Source organism: Citrobacter pasteurii (genome assembly GCF_019047765.1).
GTDB lineage: Bacteria > Pseudomonadota > Gammaproteobacteria > Enterobacterales > Enterobacteriaceae > Citrobacter > Citrobacter pasteurii.
Genome location: NZ_CP077262.1, coordinates 3,798,460 through 3,815,486, shown reverse-complemented (window position 1 = coordinate 3,815,486; position 17,027 = coordinate 3,798,460). Strand labels below are relative to the sequence as shown.

The 17,027-nt window shown below is 52.5% G+C and carries 15 protein-coding genes and 7 tRNA genes; 2 read left to right on the top strand and 20 right to left on the bottom strand.

Annotated elements, in window-relative coordinates; all coding sequences use genetic code 11:
• Positions 1 to 22: 22 nt before the first annotated feature.
• From gltL to miaB, 9 genes are all read right to left on the bottom strand, one after another.
• Positions 23 to 748, bottom strand: coding sequence for a glutamate/aspartate ABC transporter ATP-binding protein GltL (gltL, locus tag I6L54_RS18605; protein WP_003022754.1), 726 nt, complete (start codon positions 746 to 748; stop codon positions 23 to 25).
• Positions 748 to 1,422, bottom strand: a complete 675-nt coding sequence (gltK, locus tag I6L54_RS18600; RefSeq protein WP_005121421.1) for a glutamate/aspartate ABC transporter permease GltK — start codon at positions 1,420 to 1,422, stop codon at positions 748 to 750. The genes gltL and gltK overlap by 1 nt, the downstream gene beginning before the upstream one ends.
• Entirely contained in the window at positions 1,422 to 2,162 is a 741-nt protein-coding gene (gene gltJ / locus I6L54_RS18595; RefSeq protein ID WP_003022759.1) for a glutamate/aspartate ABC transporter permease GltJ, read from the bottom strand. The genes gltK and gltJ overlap by 1 nt, the downstream gene beginning before the upstream one ends.
• Before the next feature lie 159 nt (positions 2,163 to 2,321).
• Positions 2,322 to 3,230, bottom strand: coding sequence for a glutamate/aspartate ABC transporter substrate-binding protein GltI (gene gltI, locus I6L54_RS18590; protein WP_005121420.1), 909 nt, complete (start codon positions 3,228 to 3,230; stop codon positions 2,322 to 2,324).
• A 357-nt stretch (positions 3,231 to 3,587) separates the two neighbouring features.
• Positions 3,588 to 5,126 carry an apolipoprotein N-acyltransferase gene (lnt, locus tag I6L54_RS18585; RefSeq protein WP_040232546.1) on the bottom strand — a complete coding sequence of 513 codons (1,539 nt, stop codon included), beginning with the start codon at positions 5,124 to 5,126 and terminating at the stop codon, positions 3,588 to 3,590.
• Between the two features lie 24 nt (positions 5,127 to 5,150).
• On the bottom strand, positions 5,151 to 6,029 hold the full coding sequence (gene corC, locus I6L54_RS18580; protein ID WP_005121418.1) for a CNNM family magnesium/cobalt transport protein CorC: 879 nt from the start codon (positions 6,027 to 6,029) through the stop codon (positions 5,151 to 5,153).
• A gap of 158 nt (positions 6,030 to 6,187) precedes the next feature.
• Complete coding sequence (gene ybeY, locus I6L54_RS18575; RefSeq protein WP_005121417.1) at positions 6,188 to 6,661, bottom strand: rRNA maturation RNase YbeY; 474 nt, start codon at positions 6,659 to 6,661, stop codon at positions 6,188 to 6,190.
• On the bottom strand, positions 6,658 to 7,704 hold the full coding sequence (locus I6L54_RS18570; RefSeq protein ID WP_003022776.1) for a PhoH family protein: 1,047 nt from the start codon (positions 7,702 to 7,704) through the stop codon (positions 6,658 to 6,660). Before I6L54_RS18570 ends, ybeY begins: the two co-directional genes overlap by 4 nt.
• A gap of 206 nt (positions 7,705 to 7,910) precedes the next feature.
• Complete coding sequence (miaB, locus tag I6L54_RS18565) at positions 7,911 to 9,341, bottom strand: tRNA (N6-isopentenyl adenosine(37)-C2)-methylthiotransferase MiaB (protein WP_040232881.1); 1,431 nt, start codon at positions 9,339 to 9,341, stop codon at positions 7,911 to 7,913.
• Positions 9,342 to 9,486: 145 nt separating this feature from the next.
• On the opposite strand from miaB, the gene ubiF reads away from it, so the two are divergent.
• A complete protein-coding gene (gene ubiF / locus I6L54_RS18560; protein WP_040232543.1) occupies positions 9,487 to 10,662 on the top strand; it encodes a 3-demethoxyubiquinol 3-hydroxylase in 1,176 nt (391 codons plus the stop codon).
• Positions 10,663 to 10,782: 120 nt separating this feature from the next.
• On the opposite strand, the gene I6L54_RS18555 is transcribed toward ubiF, so the two are convergent.
• From I6L54_RS18555 to asnB, 8 genes are all read right to left on the bottom strand, one after another.
• A tRNA-Gln gene (locus tag I6L54_RS18555) sits at positions 10,783 to 10,857 on the bottom strand.
• A 36-nt stretch (positions 10,858 to 10,893) separates the two neighbouring features.
• Positions 10,894 to 10,968: transfer RNA gene (locus tag I6L54_RS18550), tRNA-Gln, on the bottom strand.
• Positions 10,969 to 11,011: 43 nt separating this feature from the next.
• A tRNA-Met gene (locus tag I6L54_RS18545) sits at positions 11,012 to 11,088 on the bottom strand.
• 21 nt (positions 11,089 to 11,109) lie between these two features.
• Positions 11,110 to 11,184, bottom strand: a tRNA-Gln gene (locus I6L54_RS18540).
• 36 nt (positions 11,185 to 11,220) lie between these two features.
• Positions 11,221 to 11,295, bottom strand: a tRNA-Gln gene (locus I6L54_RS18535).
• A gap of 23 nt (positions 11,296 to 11,318) precedes the next feature.
• Positions 11,319 to 11,403, bottom strand: a tRNA-Leu gene (locus I6L54_RS18530).
• Between the two features lie 8 nt (positions 11,404 to 11,411).
• Positions 11,412 to 11,488, bottom strand: a tRNA-Met gene (locus I6L54_RS18525).
• Positions 11,489 to 11,711: 223 nt separating this feature from the next.
• A complete protein-coding gene (asnB, locus tag I6L54_RS18520) occupies positions 11,712 to 13,376 on the bottom strand; it encodes an asparagine synthase B (protein ID WP_003835552.1) in 1,665 nt (554 codons plus the stop codon).
• 39 nt (positions 13,377 to 13,415) lie between these two features.
• Between asnB and I6L54_RS18515 the strand changes: the two genes are divergently transcribed.
• Positions 13,416 to 13,562, top strand: coding sequence for a hypothetical protein (locus tag I6L54_RS18515; protein ID WP_005121414.1), 147 nt, complete (start codon positions 13,416 to 13,418; stop codon positions 13,560 to 13,562).
• A gap of 115 nt (positions 13,563 to 13,677) precedes the next feature.
• Here I6L54_RS18515 and nagD read toward each other — a convergent pair whose 3' ends face one another.
• The 3 genes from nagD to nagA form a co-directional block, all read right to left on the bottom strand.
• Positions 13,678 to 14,430 (bottom strand): ribonucleotide monophosphatase NagD, encoded by a 753-nt coding sequence (nagD, locus tag I6L54_RS18510; RefSeq protein WP_003022792.1) that lies wholly within the window; start codon positions 14,428 to 14,430, stop codon positions 13,678 to 13,680.
• 166 nt (positions 14,431 to 14,596) lie between these two features.
• A complete protein-coding gene (gene nagC, locus I6L54_RS18505) occupies positions 14,597 to 15,817 on the bottom strand; it encodes a DNA-binding transcriptional regulator NagC (RefSeq protein ID WP_005121412.1) in 1,221 nt (406 codons plus the stop codon).
• Positions 15,818 to 15,825: 8 nt separating this feature from the next.
• On the bottom strand, positions 15,826 to 16,974 hold the full coding sequence (gene nagA, locus I6L54_RS18500; protein WP_005121411.1) for an N-acetylglucosamine-6-phosphate deacetylase: 1,149 nt from the start codon (positions 16,972 to 16,974) through the stop codon (positions 15,826 to 15,828).
• Positions 16,975 to 17,027 lie beyond the last annotated feature (53 nt).

Here is a 17,027-nt window from a genome sequence, read left to right as displayed (position 1 = left end):
ATGGCAGTGCGCGCCAGCCAGATTAGTGCAGGATTTTCGCGAGGAAGTCTTTGGCTCGGTCTGATTTCGGATTAGCGAAGAACTCTTCTTTCGGCGAGTCTTCAACAATTTTTCCTTCGTCCATAAAGATCACCCGGTTCGCCACTTTACGCGCAAAGCCCATTTCGTGGGTTACCACCATCATGGTCATCCCTTCATTGGCCAGTTCAACCATGACGTCCAGTACTTCGTTGATCATTTCAGGATCGAGCGCCGACGTTGGTTCGTCAAACAGCATAGCGATAGGATCCATACACAGCGCCCGGGCAATGGCGACACGCTGTTGCTGACCCCCGGATAGCTGGGCCGGGAACTTCTCGGCATGCGCCGACAGGCCAACGCGTTCCAGTAACTTTTGCGCTTTGTCGCGGGCCGGCTTTTTATCGCGCTTAAGCACTTTTACCTGCGCCAGAGTCAGGTTCTCAATGATCGACAGATGCGGGAACAGTTCGAAGTGCTGGAACACCATGCCAACGCGGGAGCGCAGTTTGGCCAGATCGGTTTTTTTATCATTTACCACGGTGCCATCAACGGTGATGACGCCCTGTTGCACCGGCTCCAGGCCGTTCACCGTTTTGATAAGAGTGGACTTACCGGAGCCTGACGGGCCACAGACCACCACCACTTCTCCTTTTTTCACTTCCGTGGAGCAGTCGGTCAGCACCTGAAAGTGACCATACCATTTAGAAACATTTTTCAGGGTAATCATTAAACTGTCCTTTTCTTCAAATAGCTGACCAACAACGATGCGCTCAGACTGAATACAAAATAAACGGCGCCAGCGAACAGGATCATTTCGACCTGTGTACCGTCACGCTCGCCAATAGTGGAGGCGGTGCGGAAGAAATCTGCCAGACTCAATACGTAGACCAGCGAGGTATCCTGGAACAGTACGATGCCCTGGGTAAGCAGCAGCGGAACCATGGCGCGGAATGCCTGCGGCAGAATGATCAGCTTCATTGATTGCCAGTGCGTCATCCCCAGCGCCAGCGCAGCGCTGGACTGTCCGCGAGAGATACTCTGGATCCCTGCACGGATAATTTCCGAGTAGTAGGCGGCTTCGAACATCGAAAACGCGACCATTGCTGAGATCAGGCGAATATCGGTTTTTGGCGACAGTCCCAGCACGTTTTGCAGGAAGCCGGGCACAATCAGGTAGAACCACAGCAGTACCATCACCAGTGGAATGGAGCGGAATACGTTGACGTAGCCCTTCGCAAACCAGGCAATCGGCGCGAAGCTGGACAGACGCATGACGGCAAGGATGGTCCCCCAGACGATACCAATGATTATCGCTGTAACGGTGATTTTCAGGGTGATGACCAACCCGTCCAGCAGATACGGCAGGGAAGGGACGATAGAACTCCAGTCAAATTCGTACATTATTTGCCTCCCAAATTGCCAGGCAGGCGGATTTTGCGTTCGACGAGATTCATCACCAGCATGATGACGGCGTTAATCAGGACGTAGGCCAGCGTGATGGCGGTAAATGATTCCCATGCGTGGGCGGAGTAATCCAGTAGTTTTCCCGCCTGCGCCGCCATATCCACCAGACCGATGGTGGAGGCGATCGCGGAGTTCTTTACCAGGTTCATCATCTCTGAGGTCATTGGCGGCACAATCACGCGGTAAGCGTTTGGCAACAGCACATAGCGGTAGGCTTGCGGCAGCGTTAGGCCCATCGCCAGCGCGGCGTTTTTCTGCCCGCGAGGCAGGGACTGAATCGCGGCGCGAACTTGCTCACAGACGCGCGCGGCGGTAAACAGCCCCAGACAAAGCATGGATGAGAGGAAGAACTGAATGTTGGGATCCAGCTCTGACTTGAACCACATGCCAATGTTTTCCGGCAGCAGTTCAGGAATGACCAGATACCAGGTAAAGAACTGGACGATGAGTGGAACGTTACGAAACAACTCAACGTACAGCGTGCCGATCCCGGAAAGGAAACGATTTGGTACGGTACGTAAGATGCCAAATAGAGAGCCTATGAGGAAAGCGATAATCCAGGCGGTGATAGATAACGCGACCGTGACCTGGAAACCACTCCAGAGCCAGCCGAGATAGGTGGTGTTGCCGAACGGGGCCTGTTGTAAAAAAATACCCCAGTTCCAGTCTATAGACATAAATCTACTCCAGAAAAAAAAGGGTAGCAGCGCTACCCTCGAAGATTGCTATTCGGCGTTTTGCGGTTTTCAGGCCTGATGGGGAACGACCATCAGGCTTATAGTCTGTCCGTGCCGAGTAACAATCGAGAGGGAGGGGAAGCCTCCCATTTATTTTAGTTAGTTAAGCGCTTTATCATTCGGTTCTTTGAACAGGGCTTTCATCTCGTCTGACAGTTCGAAATTCATGTTCAGGTTCTTCGGTGGAATTGGATTTTTAAACCACTTATCAAACCATTTCTCAGCTTCGCCTGAGGTCTGCGCCTTGGCGATAGTGTCGTCCATCAGCTTTTTGAACTCAGGGTCATCTTTGCGCAACATACAGCCGTAGGCTTCCTGAGACTGCGGCTTGCCGACGATCTCCCAGTTGTCCGGTTTCTTCGCCTTCGCGCGCTCGCCAGCCAGCAGGGCGTCATCCATCATAAAGGCAACGGCGCGGCCACTTTCCAGAGTACGGAAAGAGTCACCGTGGTCTTTCGCGCTGATGATGCGCATATCCATTTTTTGTTCTTCGTTCAGTTTGTGCAGCAGGACTTCTGAGGTCGTACCCGACGTCACGACCACGGCTTTGCCTTTCAGGTCAGAGAAATCTTTGACGTCGCCGCCTTTTTTCGCCAGCAGACGGGTACCGACAACGAAAATAGTGTCTGAGAAAGCCGCTTGTTTTTGACGTTCGACGTTGTTGGTGGTGGAACCACATTCAAAGTCGAAGGTGCCGTTTTGCAGCAGCGGAATACGGTTCTGTGATGTAATCGGGATCAGTTTCACCTGTAGATCGGGCTTGTTCAGCTTTTTCTTCACCGCTTCAACGATCGCGTTGGAGTAATCCTGTGAATAACCGACCACTTTTTGCTGATTATCGTAGTAAGAAAACGGCACTGATGATTCACGGTGTCCGACGACGATTACGCCATTTTTAGCGATTTTATCCAGCGTGCTGCCTGCCGCTGGTGCTGCGTCTTCTGCGTGCGCCAGACCGGCGGACATTCCCATGACCAGCATGGCAGTGGCGAGCTTACGTAATTGCATATCCAACTCCTTTATCGTCTGCGCCAGGGACGCATTGATACCCATTGTGATGTTGTTATTGTTTGCTACTAAAACGTGCAGTCTTGTATGTGTTTGTTAACATTTAGTTTGGATGAATGTAAAGAATTTGCTGTGTTATTGTTTATTTTTGCGAAGTGCGCCGCACCATTTGGGGGCAAAAATATCTTGTTGCACTTTTCAGGTGCTACCGGTGCTCAACTTTGGTGCGACCAGGTTGCACATTCAGCCAAAACAGCGTTTGCCTTGTAGAACAAAGCAATAGACGTGCCAGAATGGGATGTGGGAAATGTTTTTGAGCCGGATAAGCGAGATGTTATCCGGCCAGGGGAAGGAGGGTTACTTACGACGTTGACGCAGGCTCATGACCACCGCACCAAAGCCAAACAGTGCGGTCAGCAGCCACAGCGGCCAGTTACCGGTACGGGCATAAGGGGTTAAGCCCGTCGTTGGCGTCACGCTGGTGGTCAGTACCTGACGGGTAAACTGCGGGATCATCGCCTGAATTTCACCCTGCGGGCCAATCACCGCGGTAATACCGTTATTGGTGCTACGCAGCAGCGGGCGTGCCAGCTCCAGGGAACGCATCCGCGCCATCTGGAAGTGCTGCCACGGGCCAATGGATTTACCAAACCAGGCATCGTTGGAGATAGTCAGCAGGTAGTCCGTATCCGGACGGAAGTTATCCCGAACCTGTTCGCCAAGAATGATTTCGTAGCAGATGGCAGCCGTCAGCTTAAAGCCGTGCGCACGCAGCTGTGGCTGTACATAAGGCCCACGGCTGAACGAAGACATTGGCAGGTCAAAGAACGGCGCTAACGGGCGTAGGATCGATTCCAGCGGGACAAATTCGCCAAACGGGACCAAATGGTTTTTATTGTAGCGGTTGCTGGAATCGTAGCTGTACGGACTGTCTTTACCCAACGTGATGATGGTGTTGTAGGTGTCGTAACGATTCTGTTTGTTCAGACGCGCGTCTACGATCCCGGTAATTAGCGTGCTGTTTTTCGATTTCAACAGGTCATCCATCATGCTCAGAAAGCGCTGTTGGTTAATTTCCAGGTCCGGAATAGCCGATTCTGGCCAGATGATGAGCTGTGATTTACCCATCTCGGGCTGGGTGGCGTCGAGATAAATCTTCAGGGTGTTGAGTAACTGACTTTCATCCCATTTAAGCGACTGTGGAATGTCACCCTGCACCATCGACACCTGCGTGTTTTTTTCCGGCACAAGCGTGTACCACTGGATATAGCGCAGTGGAAAAGGCAGAGCAAAGAGCACGAATGCGGCAACCAGCGGCTTCCAGTTACGCGTCACCAGCGCCAGCGCCAACAGACCGCTAACCATCATCAGCAGGAAGTTAATCGCCTCAACGCCCATCACCGGTGCCAGCCCCTTCAACGGGCCGTCGATCTGGCTATAACCGAACTGCAGCCACGGGAAGCCGGTCAGTACCCAGCCTCGCAGGAATTCCGTGATTTGCCAGGCTACCGGCGCGGCAATCGCCACCCGCAGCCAGGTGGTTTTCGGCCACAAGCGCGCCAACACGCCGGCAAACAGACCGGTATAGAGGGAAAGGTATGCGGCTAGCAGAACCACGAGGAAAACGTTAACCGGGCCGGGCATACCGCCAAACTGCGCGATGCTAACGTAAACCCAGTTGATACCTGAGCCAAACAGCCCCAGTCCCCAGAAGTAGCCGATAGCGGCAGACTGGAGCGGGCGACGGTTGAAGGTAAGAGCCTGCAGGCCCATCAGCGAAACAATCGCGGCGGGCCAGATATCATACGGAGAGAAAGCCAGCGTCCCGCAGGCACCGAATAATAACGCCAGCAGCAGGCGAATGCGCTGGCGTTCAATTAATGGGGCAAATGCCATGTAGTCTTAGATCCAGTTTCGGGTTTATTCGTCCAGTTTGGGCTGGGGTGAGTCGTCCGGAATTCTGACATGAACCTGAATAATACGGCGGCTGTCGGCCATTGCCACTTTAAACTGGTAACCATCAATGTCGATAGTTTCCCCGCGCGCGGGCAGATGACCAAAGGCCTGCATGACCAGCCCGCCAATGGTATCGACTTCTTCGTCGCTAAAGTGGGTTCCGAAAGCGTCGTTGAAGTCTTCAATCGGCGCCAGCGCGCGAATGGTCCAGGTGTGGCGGCTGAGCTGACGGAAGTCAATATCGTCTTCTTCGTCGTACTCATCTTCAATTTCACCAACGATCAGTTCAAGGATGTCCTCAATGGTCACCAGACCTGAGACACCGCCAAATTCGTCGATGACGATAGCCATATGATAACGCTGGGAGCGGAACTCTTTCAGCATGCGGTCAACCCGCTTGCTTTCAGGTACGACAACCGCCTGGCGTAACACTTTCTCCATGCTGAAGGCCTCGGCATCGCTGCGCATAAACGGCAGCAAATCTTTGGCCATCAGAATCCCTTCGATGTGATCTTTGTCTTCGCTAATCACCGGGAAACGCGAGTGGGCAGACTCGATAATGACATCGAGACATTCGTCCAGGGTCTGGTTGCGTTTCAGGGTAATCATCTGAGAGCGGGGGATCATGATGTCGCGCACGCGTTGGTCCGCAATATCCATCACCCCTTCGAGCATATCGCGCGTATCTTCATCGATAAGGTCGTTTTGCCCGGAATCACGGATCAGCTCCAACAGTTCGTCGCGGTTTTTGGGTTCACCGTGGAAAAGTTGGCTCAGTAACAGGGAAAAAAATCCCTTTTTGCTGTTTAAGGTGTCACTACTGTGTGAATTGTCGTCGCTCATGGCGTCGTATGGGTTCTCATGTTAGTTAATACAAAGCGCGTCATGCGTATACTCAGCTGTTGACGGCATGTTTTGCCTGATGGCGCTACGCTTATCAGGCCTACGAAAGGCATGAATGTAGGCCGGATAAGGCGCAAGCGCCGCCATCCGGCAAGCTACTATTCTGCAATCTTCTCGGCAATGTACGGATCCTCATAGCCCAGAGCAAGCATAATCTCTGTTTCGAGGGATTCCATCTCTTCCGCGTCATCGTCTTCAATATGGTCGTAGCCGAGTAAATGCAGGCTACCGTGCACCACCATGTGCGCCCAGTGGGCCTCAAGCGGTTTACCTTGTTCCTGCGCTTCTTTCTCGACAACCTGACGACAGATGATCAAATCGCCCAGCAGCGGCATCTCAATGCCCGGTGGAGCTTCAAACGGGAAAGAGAGCACGTTGGTGGATTTATCTTTCCCGCGATAGGTCAGGTTGAGCTCATGGCTTTCCGCGTCATCGACCAGACGAATGGTTACTTCAGACTCTTCCTGAAACTGCGGGATCACCGCATCCAGCCACCCCTGAAACTGACTTTCTGTGGGTAAACCGGATTCGTCTTCACATGCCAGCTGTAAATCGAGAATAACCTGACTCATTTTTGTTCCTGCTCCTGAGCTTCGCGCTTGCGTTCTGCAGCCTGCTCGGCTTTGCGTTTCTGTTCTGCTTCTTCCCAGGCTTCATACGCCGTGACGATACGGGCAACCACCGGATGGCGAACCACGTCTTCGCTATGGAAGAAATTAAAACTAATTTCGTCGACTTCAGCCAGCACTTCAATGGCATGACGCAGACCGGACTTGGTGCTGCGCGGCAGGTCAATCTGGGTGATATCGCCAGTGATAACCGCTTTGGAGTTAAAGCCGATACGGGTCAGGAACATTTTCATCTGTTCGATGGTAGTGTTCTGGCTCTCATCAAGAATGATGAACGCATCGTTTAACGTACGACCGCGCATATAGGCCAGCGGCGCAACTTCAATGACGTTACGTTCAATCAGCTTTTCAACCTTCTCAAAACCGAGCATTTCGAACAGCGCGTCATACAGCGGTCGTAAATAGGGATCGACTTTCTGGCTCAGGTCGCCCGGCAGGAAACCGAGTTTTTCACCCGCTTCTACTGCCGGACGGGTCAGCAGAATACGGCGGATCTCCTGACGCTCTAGCGCATCGACCGCAGCGGCAACCGCCAGATACGTTTTACCGGTACCTGCCGGGCCAACGCCGAAGGTGATGTCATGGTCAAGAATATTAGCGATATACTGCGCCTGGTTCGGCGTTCGCGGCTTAATGACCCCGCGCTTGGTTTTGATATTCACCGCTTTGCCAAATTCCGGCACGCTGTCTGCGCTCTGTTCAAGCACACGCGCTTCTTTAATCGCAAGGTGAATTTGTTCTGGCTCGATGTCCTGTGTCTGACCGCGCATTGGGGCCGTATCGACATACAGGCTGCGTAAAATATCTGCCGCCGCGGTGACACAAATTGGACGACCAGTCAGTTTGAAGTGGTTATCGCGGCGGTTAATTTCGATGCCGAGACGACGCTCCAGTTGTTTTATGTTGTCATCAAATGGACCGCAAAGGCTCAACAGACGGGCATTGTCTGCGGGTTCAAGGGTGATTTCGCGAGTGTCTATGTTCAAACTGTTCCTCTTATGCATGTCTCGCCGGACGCTGAACATTTACCGGCATCTAAGGAAATTATTCACGCCATGGGGGAAAGGCGCAAGCATTGCAATGAATATGGGGGTGATAGGGAAGATTACAAGGCCCGCCGGAGCAGTGAGCCTGGAAGTGTAGGCCCGATAAGCGTAGCGCCATCGGGCATTGTTTGCGTTTTTCAGCAGGATTAAGGCTGATAAATACCCACGCCCAGATCGTTTTCTTTGCGGGTACGCGCAATAACCGACTCAGGGGATTCTGCGATGCGCAGGCCCATTTCGTCTTCGGTACGCACCACTTTACCGCGCAGGGAGTTGGTCCAGACGTCGGTAATCTCAACATCAACAAACTTACCGACCATATCCGGGGTACCTTCAAAGTTCACCACGCGGTTATTTTCGGTACGACCAGACAGTTCCATCACGCTTTTACGTGACGTACCTTCGACCAGAATGCGTTGGGTCGTGCCGACCATACGACGGCTCCAGGCCATGGCTTGCTGGTTAATACGCTCCTGCAGAATATACAGGCGCTGTTTTTTCTCTTCTTCCGGTACGTCATCAACCATATCGGCGGCAGGAGTGCCAGGCCGCGCAGAGAAGATAAAGCTGTAACTCATGTCGAAATTGACATCAGCGATCAGCTTCATGGTCTGCTCGAAGTCCTGGGTGGTTTCACCCGGGAAGCCGACGATGAAGTCGGAGCTAATCTGGATATCCGGACGCGCTGCGCGCAGTTTACGGATGATTGCTTTGTATTCCAGCGCGGTATGAGTACGCCCCATCAGGTTCAGTACACGATCCGAACCGCTCTGTACCGGCAGGTGCAGGAAGCTCACCAGCTCCGGCGTATCGCGGTAAACTTCAACGATATCATCGGTGAACTCAATCGGATGACTGGTGGTGAAGCGGATACGGTCGATGCCGTCGATCGCCGCCACCAGACGCAGCAAGTCTGCGAATGAGCCGGTTGTGCCGTCGTAATTTTCACCGCGCCAGGCGTTAACGTTTTGTCCCAACAGATTGACTTCACGTACACCCTGCGCTGCAAGTTGGGCGATTTCAAACAGGATGTCGTCAGCCGGACGGCTGACTTCTTCACCACGGGTGTAGGGCACCACACAGTAAGTACAGTATTTATTACAGCCTTCCATGATGGATACAAACGCACTTGGCCCTTCAGCACGCGGCTCCGGCAGACGGTCGAATTTTTCGATTTCCGGGAAACTGATATCAACCACCGCGCTACGCTTAACGCTTCCGCGAACCTTGTTGATCATCTCCGGCAGACGGTGCAGGGTTTGCGGCCCAAAAATAATATCGACGTAATGTGCGCGTTGACGAATGTGATCGCCTTCCTGAGAGGCAACACAGCCACCCACGCCGATAATCAGATCCGGATTCTTCTCTTTTAACAGCTTCCAGCGACCTAATTGATGGAAGACTTTTTCCTGAGCCTTCTCGCGGATTGAGCAGGTATTCAGCAGCAGCACATCCGCTTCTTCCGCCACGTCGGTCAGTTGATACCCGTGAGTGGCATCCAGCAGATCGGCCATCTTCGATGAATCGTATTCGTTCATCTGACAGCCCCAGGTTTTAATATGGAGTTTTTTGGTCATCGACTTGCTCTTGCGAAATTGTGGCTGAAATGCAGGGCGCATAGTGTACTGCTTTGGCGCGGTTGTGACCAGTATGACGGATGTCAGCCTCAAGGGGTAAAAAATCCTGTAAACTTACACAATACATGTAACAGGATGATTGACCATGACAAATCAACCAACGGAAATTGCCATTGTCGGCGGGGGGATGGTCGGCGGCGCGCTGGCGCTGGGACTGGCGCAGCACGGATTTACGGTAACGGTTATCGAGCATGCCGTGCCCGCGCCGTTTGTGGCTGACGGACAGCCGGATGTCAGAATTTCGGCCATCAGTTCCGCCTCGGTATCGCTGCTTAAAGGGCTGGGCGTCTGGGATACGGTGCAGGGGATGCGCAGCCATCCTTATCGTCGGCTGGAGACGTGGGAATGGGAAAATGCCCATGTGGTGTTTGATGCTGCGGAGCTTAAGCTGCCGTTGTTGGGTTACATGGTGGAGAATACCGTCCTGCAACAAGCGCTCTGGCAGGCGCTGGAAGCTCATCCTAAAGTGACGTTGCGCGTGCCCACCTCGCTGATTTCTTTACATCGACATAATGACCGGCATGAGCTTGAGCTGGCTGGTGGTGAAAAAATCAATGCGAAGCTGGTGATCGGTGCTGATGGTGCCAACTCTCAGGTACGCAAAATGGCCGGGATTGGCATCCATGCCTGGCAATACGCGCAATCTTGTATGTTGATAACTGTCCAGTGTGAAAACGCACCTGGAGACAGCACCTGGCAGCAGTTTACCCCTGACGGTCCGCGCGCGTTTTTACCGCTGTTCGATAACTGGGCCTCGCTGGTGTGGTACGACTCACCGGCACGCATCCGCCAGCTGCAAGGTCTGAACATGCCCCAACTACAGATGGAGATCGCCAAACATTTCCCATCGCGACTGGGTAACGTGCTGCCTGTGGCTGCAGGCGCATTTCCGCTTACACGTCGTCATGCGTTGCAGTATGTCCAGCCGGGGCTGGCGCTGGTCGGTGATGCCGCACATACCATTCATCCATTGGCGGGGCAGGGCGTAAATCTGGGATTTCGCGATGTGGATGCGCTGATTGACGTGCTGGTGAATGCCCGCAGCTACGGTGAGTCCTGGACCAGTCAACCAGTGCTGAAACGTTATCAGAATCGTCGTATGACTGACAATTTCATCATGCAGAGTGGCATGGATTTGTTCTACGCCGGGTTCAGTAATAATCTGCAACCGCTGCGCATCATACGTAACTTAGGACTTATGGCCGCGGAGCGCGCCGGTGTGCTGAAGCGTCAGGCGCTGAAGTATGCGTTAGGGTTGTAGCCCGGGTGGGGCCTGATGGCGTGACGCTTATCAGGCCTGCAAGTCATGTAGGCCGGGTAAAGCTTGCCGTCTCCCGGTGTTAGAAAAGCAAAAAGCTCGCCGAAGCGAGCTTTTTTAATATGGCTGGGGTACGAGGATTCGAACCTCGGAATGCTGGTATCAGAAACCAGAGCCTTACCGCTTGGCGATACCCCAACGGGTGCACCCACAGAGTGGACGACTTTTTGAAATTGGCTGGGGTACGAGGATTCGAACCTCGGAATGCTGGTATCAGAAACCAGAGCCTTACCGCTTGGCGATACCCCAACAATTTTTTGGATTTACCGAACGAGTCGATACGTCCTTAATATGGTGGCTACGACGGGATTCGAACCTGTGACCCCATCATTATGAGTGATGTGCTCTAACCAACTGAGCTACGTAGCCTGATACTATCATATTCTTCGATGGCTGGGGTACCTGGATTCGAACCAGGGAATGCCGGTATCAAAAACCGGTGCCTTACCGCTTGGCGATACCCCAATGACCGTCGCGGTGAACCGCTATATCGAAGAAAAGTGGCTGGGGTACCTGGATTCGAACCAGGGAATGCCGGTATCAAAAACCGGTGCCTTACCGCTTGGCGATACCCCATCCGTGCAACGCTTACGGGTGAATGGTGCGGGAGGCGAGACTTGAACTCGCACACCTTGCGGCGCCAGAACCTAAATCTGGTGCGTCTACCAATTTCGCCACTCCCGCAAAAAAGATGGTGGCTACGACGGGATTCGAACCTGTGACCCCATCATTATGAGTGATGTGCTCTAACCAGCTGAGCTACGTAGCCATCTTTTTTTCGCGTAACCTTATCGGCGTTGCGGGGCGCATTATGCGTATTGAGCCTTGAAGCGTCAACCCCTTTTTCATTGAAAATAGCTGGAATGTGACTGTTTGGTTAGGTTGCGAACAGCATGACGCAATATTCGGCAATTATTAGTTATTAATTGTTTTTTTGCACAGAAAACGGACATAAAAAAAGAGCCCCGCAGGGCCCTTTTCTAAGGATTAACTTATTTATAAGCGGACTGGTGTACGCCAACCGCACGACCAGATGGATCGTTCATGGTTTTGAACGCTTCATCCCATTCAATGGCTTTTGCTGAAGAACAGGCAACAGAAGGGCCACCTGGAACACATTCCGCCGCGCTGGCAACCGGGAACAACTCTTCGAAAATTTCGCGATACAAATACGCTTCTTTAGATGATGGCGTGTTGTACGGGAAACGGAAGCTGGCGGTTTCCAGTTGTTGGTCAGAAACTTGTTCAGCAGCGACTTCTTTCAGCGTGTCAATCCAGCTGTAACCGACACCGTCAGAGAACTGCTCTTTCTGACGCCATGCGACGCTCGCTGGCAGGTAGGATTCAAAACATTCGCGCAGAACATGTTTTTCCATTTTGCCGTTGCCACACATTTTATCCTGCGGGTTGATGCGCATTGCCACATCAAGGAATTTCTTATCCAGGAAGGGCACGCGAGCCTCCACGCCCCAGGCTGACATGGCTTTGTTGGCGCGAGCGCAGTCGAACATATGCAGCGCCTGTAGCTTGCGCACGGTCTCTTCATGCAGCTCTTTTGCATCTGGCGCTTTGTGGAAATAAAGATAGCCGCCAAACACTTCGTCCGAACCTTCGCCCGACAGCACCATTTTAATGCCCATCGCTTTAATTTTGCGCGACATTAAGTACATTGGCGTCGAGGCGCGAATGGTTGTGACATCGTAAGTTTCGATGTGATAAATCACGTCGCGGATAGCATCCAGACCTTCCTGAACGGTGAAGTGGATCTCGTGGTGCACGGTACCCAAATGGTTTGCCACTTCTTGTGCGGCTTTCAGATCCGGTGCGCCTTCGAGGCCAACCGCGAAAGAGTGCAGTTGCGGCCACCAGGCTTCGCTACGTTCCTGATCTTCAACACGACGCGCGGCGTATTTTTTGGTGATTGCGGAAATGACCGAAGAATCCAGACCGCCGGACAGCAATACACCGTAAGGAACATCTGACATCAGGTGGCTTTTCACCGCATCTTCCAGCGCCTGACGCAGCTCGTTTTTATCGGTAACGTTGTCTTTTACCGCATCGTATTCAAACCAGTCGCGCTGGTAGTACTGACGAATTTCGCCGTCTTTACTCCACAAATAGCTACCGGCCGGGAATTCTTTGATCGTGCGGCATACAGGAACCAGCGCTTTCATTTCAGACGCGACGTAGAAGTTACCGTGCTCGTCGTAACCCATATACAGCGGGATGATCCCGATATGGTCGCGGCCGATCAGATAAGCGTCCTGCTCGCTGTCGTACAGGGCAAAAGCGAACATGCCTTGCAGGTCATCCAGGAACTCTGGGCCTTTTTCCTGATACAGCGCGAGGATAACTTCACAGTCGGAACCGGTCTGGAACTGATAGCGATCGCCGTATTCAGCGCGCAGCGCCTGGTGGTTATAAATTTCACCGTTAACCGCCAGGATATGCGTTTTCTTCACGTTGTACAGCGGCTGAGCACCGGCGTTGACGTCGACGATGGACAGACGTTCGTGTGCCAGAATGGCGTTATCACTGGCGTAAATACCCGACCAGTCCGGGCCGCGATGGCGCATCAGACGGGACAATTCCAGAGCCTTTTTACGCAGTTCAACTGCGTCTGTTTTAATATCGAATACGCCAAAAATAGAACACATAACCTTCTCCGTTAACCTGTTGCGTGATGCTTTTTATGTTTGCTTGATAAAGAAAATGCCGCAAAGCGGGAGAGGGCGCAAGCGAATTACGGGGCAGAAAATAAAAAACGCAATGGTCATTGTGGATTGGTGAAAAAAGATTATGTAATGAACGTTGTTATTGATGAATCAGCAATGAAATGGTGATTTTATTGAATGGATAAGATTCTGTAGGCTGGATAAGGCGTTTAGGCCGCCATCCGGCAATAACGCTGTAGAATTGCCGGATGGTGACGCGAGTGCGTCTTATCCGGCCTGGGGATTAAATCACATCAATCTCTGCAACGGAGGGGTAGATCCAGCTTGGTCTGAATGGCATGTTGTCAATATCGTCAAGCTTGGATACGCCAGACAGTACCAGGATAGTTTCCAGACCCGCCTGGAAGCCCGCCAGAATATCGGTGCGCAGGTTGTCGCCAACGATAACCGTCTCTTCCGAGTGTGCCTGCATTTTGTTGAGCGCTGCGCGAATAATCCACGGGCTGGGTTTCCCCACATAAAACGGCTTACGGCCAGAGATTTTTTCGATACCGGCGCACAGCGCGCCGCAGGCAGGATAAAAGCCGCGACCGTGCGTATCCGGATTTGTGGCGATGAAACGCGCGCCGTTAGCCACAAAATAGGCTGCTTTATGCATCATGTCCCAGTTATAGGAACGCGTTTCGCCAACAATCACAAAATCCGGGTTCACGTCGGTAATGGTAAATCCGGCTTTATACAGTTCGTGAATTAACGCCCCTTCACCTACCACATAGGCCTTTTTTCCTTCCTGGCGACGAAGAAAATCAGCGGTAGCCATCGCAGAAGTATAAAAGACGCTATCAGGGACATTCACTCCCGCGGTGGCGAAGCGGTTGGCCAGATCTTGCCCGGTCTGTGAAGGGTAGTTAGTCAGCAAAACGAGCGGCAGACCTTTTTCCAGGATCCCAGTCAGAAATTCTGCCGCACCCGGAACGGCAACATTGTCGTGCATCAGCACGCCGTCGATATCACAAATTACATTCTTAATGGCCATGGACAATCCGACATTAAAAAAAGAAGGCATTACTATACACAAAATACACTACATCATTCGAGTTGCATCAAGGCGGCAAGTCTGCGAACCCCTGGCGCTTACTGAAGTAAGTGACCGGGGGGAGCAGATGCAGCTAACGCAGAGGCAGCCTGAAGGATGACGTGTATTAGCTTTCCAGCAAACGTTGCAGCAAAGTCCCGTTGAGCATCGCGCGCTTCACCAGCGCAAAGGCGCCAATGGCGGAACGATGATCCAGCGTGGAACGAACCACAGGTAAATTGTGGCGAAACGCCTTCAACGCCTGGGTGTTGATACAGCTTTCTATGGCAGGCAGCAGCACTTTATCCGCCTCGGTAATTTCGCCCGCAATGACGATTTTTTGCGGATTAAACAGGTTGATGGCGATAGCAATGGTTTTACCCAGATGGCGACCAACGTGCTCGATGACTTCTGCTGCCAGATTATCGCCCTTATTCGCTGCCCTGCAGATGGCTTTGATACTGCAGTCATCCAGCGTGAGCCGGCTTGGATAGCCCTGTTTTAGCAAGTTTTGTACGCGGTGTTCGATAGAGGCATTGGCCGCAATGGTTTCCAGACAGCCGAAATTACCGCAGTGACAGCGCTCACCCAGCGGTTCTACCTGAATATGACCAATCTCACCCACGTTGCCATTGCGGCCGATAAAAATGCGGCCATTGGAAATAATTCCCGCGCCGGTTCCGCGGTGAACACGCACCAAAATGGAGTCTTCGCAATCCTGACTTGCCCCGAAATAGTGCTCGGCAAGCGCCAGGCTGCGAATATCATGACCGACAAAGCAGGTGACCTTAAAGCGTTTTTCAAGTGCTTCGACCAGACCCCAGTTTTCAACCTGAATGTGTGGCATATAGCGGATAACGCCGCTTTCAGGATCGACCAGGCCAGGCAGGATGACGGAAATCGCAATCAGCTCGCGGATTTTCCGCTGGCAGCTCTCAATAAAGGTGGCAATCGTGTTGAGCAGCGCATATTCCAGCGTTTCCTGGGTGCGCTCCGGGAGAGGGTAATGCTCTTCGGCGACCACTTTACTGCTCATATCATAGAGCGTCAGCGTCGTGTCGTGGCGACCCAGGCGTACGCCAATGGCGTGGAAATTACGGGTTTCGGTGACGATAGAGATGGCGCGGCGGCCCCCGGTGGAGGCCTGCTGATCGACTTCTTTGATCAGCCCGCGTTCAATCAACTGACGCGTAATTTTGGTTACGCTGGCGGGGGCAAGCTGGCTTTGTTCGGCAATTTGAATTCGCGAGATTGGCCCATGCTGGTCAATCAGGCGATAAACTGCCGCGCTGTTAAGCTGTTTTACGAGATCAACATTACCTATTTGAGCTTGTCCGCCTGGTGTCATTCTTTCTCTTACTCAGTAACGACCTCGTTGCCATTAACGATGGTCTTGATAATTTTAAAGTCGTGCGTGAACGCGGTCAGGTTGGCTACTTTGCCTGGCGCGATACTGCCGAGTTGTTTGTCGACGCCAATGGCGCGAGCAGGGTAGAGCGTTGCCATACGCAGGACTTCGTCCAGTGCGATACCGCAATGTTCAACCAGATTACGTACACCTTCGATCATGGTTAATGATGAACCGCTCAGCGTGCCGTTCTCATCAACACACAGTCCATTGCGGTAGTATATTGTTTTACCAGCGAAAATGAACTGCTCAATGTTTGCCCCCGCCGGCGCGGTTGCGTCGGTGACCAGGCACAGCTTGTCGCCTTTCAGGCGTTTGGCATTGCGGATGTTGGCATAGTCAACATGCATGCCATCGGCGATGATACCGCAATAAATATCGGCCTCATCCAGAATCGCGCCTGCCAGACCTGGTTCGCGACCGGTAATATAAGGCATCGCGTTGAACAGATGTGTTGCAAAGGAAATGCCTGCACGGAAACCGATTTTTGCTTCCTTCAGCGTCGCGTTAGAGTGGCCCGCAGACACCACGATACCTGCATTCACCAGTTGGGTGATCACTTCGACAGGAACCATTTCAGGCGCCAGCGTCACTTTGGTGATTACATCCGCATTATCGCACAGGAAATTGACCAGCGCAGCGTCTGGCTGGCGGACAAAGCCTGGATTATGCGTACCTTTTTTCACCAGATTCAGCCACGGACCTTCAAGATGTAGTCCTAATGCCTGATTTGGATGCTTAGCGAGGTATTCACGCATAACGCGAATGCCCTGCTTCATCAGGTCATCGCTGGTGGTGATTAGCGTTGGCAGATAGTTGGTGCAGCCCGATTTTTCATTGGCTTTCTGCATGATTTCCAGCGTCTCAACGGTAACGGCCTCAGCCGTATCGTTAAACTGTACACCGCCACAGCCGTTTAACTGCACATCAATAAAACCGGGGGAGACAATGGCCCCATTCAGCGAGCGCTGTTCAATCCCTGACGGCAATTCAGACAGTGGGCAAACGCTATCGATTAGGCCATTGGCGACAACAATCGCATGGTCATCAAGAATTTCGTGACCGGTAAAAATCCGGCCCTGGGTTAAAGCATACATTCCGACCCCCGATTTCAAAAAAATGCCGCCCTGCACGTTTTCGGCTGGGCGGA